Below are 3768 nucleotides of genomic sequence, written 5' to 3'. Positions count from 1 at the left end.
AGCGGCTATGACATCAACGGATTTTGGTCCAGTAGCGGCAGGTTATCAGGCGTTCAAGGGAATGTTGTTTACTCCTTCCTCTCCCGAAACCTTGCAACGGCTGATCACTTGGTTAGAGCATAACCAGCAATATCCCATGCTGTTGCAGGAGGCTCGTAAATGGTTGACTGAGCCGATAGAGCTCGAATGTGACTATAACCGCATGTGTATAGGACCGACACGCTTGTTAGTGCCCCCCTATGAGTCTGTGTATCGCGATGGGGGAAGGCAACTCAACACCGACAACACCAGCACTGTGGCCAAGTTTTACCAAAAACTAGGCCTAGTAATAGATAACAAACTCAATGAACCTGCTGATTATATTGGCAATGAAATGGAGTTTCTCTTCTGTGCCGAAGCCCTACGCCATCACCATAGCAATACCAACCCCACAGTAGCCAATGAGTTGAACCAGATGGCACAGTGTTTTTTACAACAACATCTCGGTACTTGGTTTGAATATTTCACAGACGGAATGTCACGCCATGCTCAGCTCAAGTTTTGGGACTGCTATGCCAAGGCGCTAGCCGACTTTTTGGCGAACAGATTAAATATTGCAGGGGCCCATGCCCCATCTGAAAAGCCTCGACTCGATGCTTAAGGATATAATATGAAAAGATTAATCACTGTTATCACTAGTCTTACTGCTGGCATTTACAGCTTACCGCTACTGGCGAGCGAAACGTTAATGCCCCAACCTCAACAATGGCAACCCATACAGGAAATCGCCGTTCAAGGGGATATTCCTGAACTTCGTGGAATGCCACTACAGCCTGAGTTTCCTGCGCCCTTGGCCCAAGTCAATCAAGGCTATCTCGAAACGCTCGCTCCTGCGACTTGGTGGGCCGATCTACTGACCTACAGTTTCTTTGGGATGTTTTTCGTCTTAGCCCTGTTTGTTTTAATCAATGGCAAGGCAAAACTGACTCAAGGTTTCTCTGGCCATAAAGTCAACCGTTGGAGTGGAATGGATATATTGTTCCACTGGATAGGCGCAATCGCTTGCCTACTGCTGATCGTCACCGGACTAGCGATGATCGCAGGCCGTTTTTGGTTAGAACCGAATATGGGAGCAGAACGTTGGATCGGTTTTATCGGTAGCTCTGTAGCCATTCATAACCTTATGGCCTTTCCCTTTATATTAGGTTGGTTAGTAATGGTGGTGAAATGGGCCAACAAACAACTCCCTGAAGCCTGCGACTTAGGTTGGTTTAAGGCGCTCGGCGGCTACCTCAACTTCGGCTCGTTCAAAGGTAAGCACCCTGATGCAGGCTTTGCTAACGCAGGCGAAAAACTCTGGTTCTGGTGTTTTGCCCTGTTTGGCGCTCTGATGATTGGCTCCGGTGTGGTCTTGATGTTCCCAAGCTTGGTCGCAACCAAAGATGGCGCCAATCTCGCCTTAATCCTGCATCTCGTGAGCGCTTTCGTGCTAGGGGCATTTACCGTCGTACATATCTATATGGCAACAGTGATTTCTGAAGGCGGTATGGAATGCATGCTCACAGGGAAATGCGATGAGAACTGGGCTAAGCAACACCACAATCTCTGGTTCCAGAAGTTACCTAAAAGCAAGTAAAAGCTGACGACTCGGGGTCACTGCAACTCCAAGTGAGTCAATAACGCCAGTATCCCCCCATTCGGGGGGAATCACCCACACCCATGTCCGCGATCTTTAAGGTCAGGGCTAGTTGCATCTTAAAAAACCGTTACACCCTAAAATAAGGGGAAATTATGAATAAAACCTCACTACTGCTACTCGGTCTCACGCTGCCTTTTGCCACTATGGCCGCAGAAAATCGTGATTGGGAGCAACTCGATCGCCGCCTACAACACTTAGAACAGCAACAAACAACTCAACTGCAAAATACCGAACTTAGCCTCTACGGCTCACTGAGACCGACGCTAGTCTACAGCGATAGTCGTTTGAGCGACGATTGGGATGTTGGAGATGCGCTCTCACGTATAGGAATTAAGGGTAAAACTGAATTCGCTCCCGGCTGGGCATTGCTGGCACAGGGGGAATGGAAAATAAACCTGAACGGTGATGGTAGCTTTGGTGATGCACGCTTAGCTTTTGCGGGCGTAAGCTCTCCTTGGGGACAATTCACTCTCGGCCGTCAACGCCCCGTACAATATAGCCTAGTCGCCGAATATACTGACATCTTCAATAATGCCAACTCGCCTTTCGCCTACAATCAGGAGAGTCCTTTCTTTACGGATAATCTCGCGCTCTATCAAACAAAAATCGGCTATTTTACCCTTATGGGATCCGCGCAATTTAAGAGCGAAGAGGCCAACAGTGGTGCCGATATGCTGAACGCAGGGCTTGGCTTCGACTGGCAACAGTTACACCTGGGCCTAAGTTACCTAGAGCAGGATACTTTCGAGTCAAATCTTAATACTGGCAAAGAAAATACTACTGGCTTTGCAATGGCTTATAGCTTTACCAATGGTGTCTATCTTGCCGTTGCCTATCAATATAAGGACTACCAACTCAATCAAGGCGAAGACAGAGAGGGCTATAGCCTCGATAGTGCACTCGCCCTGCCACTCGGCCAGGACTATAAGCTTAAGCTGGGTTACTTCCGATTCGACGATGGGATAAACGACTCAAGCAGTCTTAACTATCAAGGCGTTAATACCACAATAGAGTGGAATCCCAGCGCCAATGTGCGCCTACATGCAGAATACTTATATCAAGACAATGACAACCGAGATACAGATAACAGTATCGCTATCGGGGTTCGCTACGACTTCGATTTAAACTGGAAAGGTTAACCCAAACCCAGCCAAGGATGGCACTCCTCTCAACTGCGCAGATTGCTCATAAGGTACGGCGATATGCGGCGGGTGTCAGGCCAAAGGCCTGTTTAAAGCGTGCCGAGAATTTTTCTGCCGATAAATAGCCGCAGGCCAAGGCAATTTGCAGCACGGAATCCGTAGAGTTTTGCAACAGGGTTAAGCCCTGACACAAACGCACTTCGGCGAGCAATTGCCTAAAGCTAGTGTCTTCCTGCGCCAATTTACGTCTTAAACTGGCACTGCTCATATGCAACTTGTCGGCGACATCCTCTTGTTGCCATGGGGCTGAAGGATGTTGTCCCAATAAGCCCAGCACCGCTTGACTCACATTCGCAGGTTTATGACTGTAGAGCCAATTGACGCTCGCTTGCTGCGGCAGACTGAGCAGCAAGGCAGCTAAATAATGCATCTGTACCGACGTGGGTAGTGCCAAAGTCAGGCTGTGCAATAACGCATTCCAGGCAAAATCGACCGAGCGTGAAATTGTTTGCGTGGGTTTAGGTATCTGCCTGTCGGTCGCCGCCAGCATAACGCCGGAAGGCAACTCATAGGGCAAGAGGAGTTGCACCGCTCGGTAACGTCCGCTCATCGGCCGATTGACGAAACTGATATGGCTTCCGGCGGGTAACAATAATAGCTGTTCCGCATTCACGGCGAGGGTATCATCTTGCCAAAGCAACGACTTTTCCCCTTGGATCACTCTAATAATCGAGGGCTGATGCACAGGCACCCGTGAGAGTGACTGCGCCTGTTTCGAGTCGTATTCAAACATGCGGATCATACATCAGCCCTGTAATATCAGCGGTGATACACTGCGGTCAGCTTAGCGTGCCCTAAAGCTTGTGCATTGAGCATAAAGCCTAACAGCGCGGGTGAGGCATCCTTAGGTAACTCTAATGGCGACGGTAGCGCCCACACTGTAAATTC

Annotated in this window: 4 protein-coding genes and 1 pseudogene; 3 read left to right on the top strand and 2 right to left on the bottom strand. The window is 49.1% G+C overall.

From position 1 onward, the window contains the following. From SHEWPOL2_RS21660 to SHEWPOL2_RS21650, 3 genes are all read left to right on the top strand, one after another. Positions 1 to 640, top strand: a 640-nt coding sequence (locus SHEWPOL2_RS21660; RefSeq protein WP_345769638.1) for a molecular chaperone TorD family protein, incomplete at its 5' end; no start/stop codon positions are given. Between the two features lie 9 nt (positions 641 to 649). Then, positions 650 to 1615 carry a formate dehydrogenase subunit gamma gene (locus SHEWPOL2_RS21655; protein ID WP_037431622.1) on the top strand — a complete coding sequence of 322 codons (966 nt, stop codon included), beginning with the start codon at positions 650 to 652 and terminating at the stop codon, positions 1613 to 1615. A gap of 155 nt (positions 1616 to 1770) precedes the next feature. Beyond that, positions 1771 to 2817, top strand: a complete 1047-nt coding sequence (locus SHEWPOL2_RS21650) for a porin (protein ID WP_037431621.1) — start codon at positions 1771 to 1773, stop codon at positions 2815 to 2817. Positions 2818 to 2863: 46 nt separating this feature from the next. Here the strand turns inward: SHEWPOL2_RS21650 and SHEWPOL2_RS21645 are convergent, their stop codons facing one another. Both SHEWPOL2_RS21645 and SHEWPOL2_RS23405 read right to left on the bottom strand, forming a co-directional pair. Next, a complete protein-coding gene (locus SHEWPOL2_RS21645) occupies positions 2864 to 3622 on the bottom strand; it encodes an AraC family transcriptional regulator (protein WP_037431620.1) in 759 nt (252 codons plus the stop codon). A 17-nt stretch (positions 3623 to 3639) separates the two neighbouring features. Further along, positions 3640 to 3768, bottom strand: a pseudogene (locus tag SHEWPOL2_RS23405) (YbhB/YbcL family Raf kinase inhibitor-like protein); the annotation flags it as partial.

The sequence above is a fragment of the Shewanella sp. POL2 genome (assembly GCF_000282755.1).
GTDB classification, from domain to species: domain Bacteria; phylum Pseudomonadota; class Gammaproteobacteria; order Enterobacterales; family Shewanellaceae; genus Shewanella; species Shewanella xiamenensis.
The sequence above is the reverse complement of the archived record's forward strand: the minus strand, read 5'-3'. Positions and strand labels throughout refer to the sequence as shown.